The organism is Acinetobacter sp. YH12249, assembly GCF_013417475.1.
GTDB lineage: Bacteria > Pseudomonadota > Gammaproteobacteria > Pseudomonadales > Moraxellaceae > Acinetobacter.
In genome coordinates this window covers 1-4,436 of sequence record NZ_VPDX01000057.1, presented here as the reverse complement: position 1 = coordinate 4,436, position 4,436 = coordinate 1, and the positions used below count along the sequence as shown (strand labels likewise).

3 protein-coding genes and 1 pseudogene are annotated in these 4,436 nt (G+C 32.8%); 2 read left to right on the top strand and 2 right to left on the bottom strand.

The annotated features are described in order from the left end of the window. Window positions 1-114, top strand: a pseudogene (locus FTV25_RS15635) (IS982 family transposase); the annotation flags it as partial. A 968-nt stretch (window positions 115-1,082) separates the two neighbouring features. On the opposite strand, the gene FTV25_RS15630 reads toward FTV25_RS15635, so the two are convergent. Both FTV25_RS15630 and FTV25_RS15625 read right to left on the bottom strand, forming a co-directional pair. Further along, window positions 1,083-1,547: a hypothetical protein gene (locus tag FTV25_RS15630; protein WP_180004496.1), complete on the bottom strand. Its 465-nt coding sequence runs from the start codon at window positions 1,545-1,547 to the stop codon at window positions 1,083-1,085. Between the two features lie 86 nt (window positions 1,548-1,633). Continuing rightward, a complete protein-coding gene (locus tag FTV25_RS15625) occupies window positions 1,634-1,912 on the bottom strand; it encodes a hypothetical protein (protein WP_180004494.1) in 279 nt (92 codons plus the stop codon). A 1,328-nt stretch (window positions 1,913-3,240) separates the two neighbouring features. Here FTV25_RS15625 and FTV25_RS15620 point away from each other — a divergent pair. Next, window positions 3,241-4,063 (top strand): IS5 family transposase gene (locus FTV25_RS15620; protein WP_180004492.1). Its coding sequence is split into 2 segments (ribosomal slippage): window positions 3,241-3,621 and window positions 3,623-4,063, totalling 822 coding nucleotides; the frame shifts between segments, so codons are not numbered across the junction. The last annotated feature ends 373 nt before the right edge of the window (window positions 4,064-4,436 follow it).

Below are 4,436 nucleotides of genomic sequence, written 5' to 3'. Positions count from 1 at the left end.
AGCAAAGCACGTAGTGTTCATGGATTTCTAGGAGGGATTTACGCGTCCTTGTGTGCATATCAACTGATCCATAAAAATAAGCCAACAATTCAAATTATGAAGTCATCGGCTTAAGCAGGATTCGGGTAACTTAATACATTACCTAAATTCTTAATTTATTCTTTTAGTTCAATCATGAGCTTATCAATCGTAATCATTTGATGGTTCTAAGAATTAAAATGACTGAGGTTCTGACATTTAGACAGCTTAACGTTACAAAATCTGAGCCTTATTTAGCTTGTACTTTGTCTATCATGGGCTCACCAATAAGAAAAGAAAAACCCCTCAACATTTAGAATGTAAGAGGTTTAGTTTGCCGTAATACGTTCGGCTATGATTTTAACTTTGCTTTAAACTCAACCCATCCATTGACTTGGGTGATAGTTAGGTCGATAGCTGAGTATTGATAGTAGCGCTCCACCTCAACAAGAGTTTTAGCGCTCATCTCCTTTCGCGCCTCTTTGAATTCAAAATATGGGTTATTAAAATTAATAACATTAGAATTGATAACTGATATTAAGTAATCAGTTGTGTGAATACATTGTATGTGTGCTCATAACCAGCCCGTTAAGTCAAAATTCAAACCAATTATTAGCCTATTATTATTGAAAAATCAAATAGTACATAATACTTAACTCATTGACAATAAAAAAAATTTATCATTCTAAATTAAACTTTTTTCAAACAATCCCGGCATTCTTTCTTGCCGTCGCTAATCTCAGTCGCACCATATAGGCAGAATAAGCAGAATAGTAATCGGAGCATACTTTTTTCCAGACAAAAAATAACCCGCTTAACCTGGGGAAGTTAAGCGGGTAGGCTTCTTTAACACGTCGTTATAGTTTTTAGCTAGTTCATCATTATTCATGGAGCACCTTTAAAGTAGCACTTAAACTAAGTTTTAAAGGTATAGGGTGTATAAGCAAATAGTTTTTGCTTGTTTGTATTAAGTGTTATTTAGTTTTTTGTCAGACAAATTTTAATGTATAAATTGACAATTGTTAATAAAAAATCTCCACAAGGAGACTAGTTAGTAAATCCAGTTATTTAATTTCTGATTCTTCAAAATTTTTAGGAAGATTCAAATTAATTTTAAAGTTTGCAATTTGATCAATATTACCCCAATCTCCATAAATCAATGCTTTTACCTCAATTCCAGTATCTTCATATAGACGCTTATCCTTTAAAATTTTGAGAAATTTTTCAGCATCTTCATCACTTAGATAACCTACTTGAATATCACCTATAATCACCATAATTGCATAATTATATTCAGTATTTGTAGTATCCATAATCAAGAGAGCGTTAACCACTTTACTGACAGAACTATCAAGTTGAGGACCAACTATTTCAATTATGGGGTGCTGAAATTCAATTGCACTGGAAATTTTATGACCAAATTTATTTTTAGTCATTTCTTTAAACTTTCCGCCAGACTTGTGTTGGGTGGATTTTACCATTACAAAGAATGTTATTAAAACAATAATGACAAGAAGAATTAGACCCATGACTCATATTCTTCAACATGGGAAGAATAACAACACCCTAACACAGAAAGATGCATATTCTTTGAGTTTTAATGGATTTTGCACTGTCATAACAATTTATTTAATTCAGAAGACAGCCAGTCCATAAATTGGCTTTTATCCTCTATTTCAGGTATATCAAATACCCAATAAGATGTAGATTTTAATCTGTATTCAAATATGACAGTCAAAGTATTGATTTCAATACAAGCATCTTCATTCCTCAGCTCTGCAAACAATCGCAGAGTTATTGAAAAAAACTTCAGCTTATTGACTATTTCATCTTTTGATGGCTCATACTCCTTTATGGCTTCATCATAAATAAAGTCAAAGATCTCTTGGACCATAACAATGTCCAGTGGTTTAACTTCAACTAATAAAGATAAATGAACCCTTGTCATTACGATGTACAAAAAATGTATTTCAACTGGTTTTAATTTTTAAAAGTTTATAGATACAAAAAAGCCCACCTTTCGATGAGCTTCTTCATAGCAACGTTTCCAAAGTCGGGAGTGTCACAGGAAGGTCCTGCTAAACTGATCCGCATAGGCAGTTGCCGCCAGAACCCTAATCTATCATACCTATTGATGTAAAAATAGCCTCTTCACAGAACTAGGTGCTACCCTCTTCTTTAATTATAGGTTAATGAAAATATTGTATGCAGTCAATCACACTTTGATATTAAGTCGATGATTAACAATCATATTGACCGATAAAATAGAAATAAGTCACTTATTCAAATTTCTAGTTAATCTCAGTCTCTTTGACCAGATCTATTACTTAGCTAAGCTATTCAAGCCAGATACCTAGTAAGAAATTAAGCCAAACTTTTCTTTAGGCAATAAAAAAGCCCACATTGCTGTGGGCTCTTCCCCTTTATCATTTTGCGCTGATTCAGGATTGTTGACGAAATGTACAACGGTCAAACAATAGCCAATTCATGACAAATATAAATATATATAGAAATTAAATATATATCCATATATAAAAAGTCTAAATTGTGATCTTTGGAGTCAATAATTTCTAGTATGAACTTGATAAAGCTTTATTTTAGGTAACAAAAAAGCCCATCTTTCGATGAACTTCTGCAAAATAGCACCCAGCAATGAGTGTATTATCAGATCATCTTATCAATCTAATCCACATGACTGGTTGCCCGTATAAGTCTTCCTTATTACACTGATTAATCCAAAGACTTTTCAACACAATTATTTTTCTAAATTGTTGATTCCATCTCGGTGCATAATATTGATGACTATCATCCTGCTATTCACCTTGATCTCTAGTCCAAATCTTTAAGCTTTTAAACGAAATGAGTGATCTAAAAGTCAGCAAGACTTTCCTTCATCATGGAAAATAATAATACTGCGCAAACAGCAAACAAGAGCCCTATCAAAGCAAATAAAGGATCCTGATAAATAAGACCTAAAACCATGAGAGAAACAGCAAGGATGACAAGGAAAATAATGCCGCATATTTTAAAGAGATACATATCCAGAACCTAAAGCAAAAACTATACTTTCAAGAAGCAATATTTGTTCCTTTTTTAAATAATTTTTATATTTATTATCTATATAAATTGATCAACATTCTATCTATTAGTACGAAGCTAGAATATGAAATACAGATCTATTAGACCTCTTGCGAAAGTAAAAACTGCCTCAATATAGATTTCATGAAATATCAGAAATTAAATCGTTTTTCAGATTCTGAATTCCAGCGCTTGGTTGGTGTACCTCGAGCAGTTTTTAGTGAAATGGTCGAAGTTTTAAAAGAAGCAGAATCACTTAAAAAGAAATTAGGGCGTCCTCATACTTTAGCTATAGAGGATCAATTATTATTAACACTCAATTACTTACGGAGCTACAACACCCAATTGGAATTGGCGGCAAATTACCATATCGCTGAAAGTAATGTGAATCGAACTATTAAAAAGGTTGAAGATGCATTAACGAAATCAAGACGTTTTACCCTGCCAAAACGAAGCATTACCACAGCAGACGAACAATTTAACTGGGTAATTATTGATGCGACAGAATGTTTAATAGAACGCCCGAAAAAAAAATCAGAGTAAGTTCTACAGTGGTAAAAAGAAGAAACATACGTTAAAAGCCCAAGTGATCTATCATCCGAAGAGCAAACAAATCATAGGAGTAGATATATCGTCTGGCAGTCAGCATGATATTAAATTGGCAAGAAAAACAGTTAAGAAATTCAAACATTGTGACTATGTTATGACCGATTTAGGGTACTATGGGTTAGAGCAAGATGGCTTTAAATTATTGATGCCAATAAAGAAAAAGAAGAATTTACCCTTATTTGATGCTGAGAAAAATTACAATAAAATGATTGGAAAAATACGAGTTATAATCGAACACATTAACAGTCAATTGAAAAGATTTAGAATACTAAGTGAACGCTATCGAAATAGACGGAAAAGATTCGGTTTACGCATTAACTTAATCGCTGCACTGGTAAACCGGATGAACTTGCAATAACGACTTTCGCAAGAGATCTATTCAGTAACCATATTTCGAACAAAATTCAGAAATCCAGACATTAAAAAGCCACTCTAAAAAGTGGCTCAATGATCAAATGTTTTTATTGATATTCAATTATAGCGGTCACTATTTTCAAATAAGAATTTTAATAAATATTCTTTCTTTACCCGAAATAATCACGACATGCATTCCTCCATGAAAGGTCAAAATATTCCTGATCGACCTGCCGTCTTTCAATCAGCATGAATAGCCACCGATTTTGTAGACACCTTTTAGTTAGATAAAATGGCTAATTAACGAGGTGCTTATGAGCAGTAAACGATACCCTGAAGAATTCAAAATTGAAGCAGTAAAACAAGTCACTGAGAAA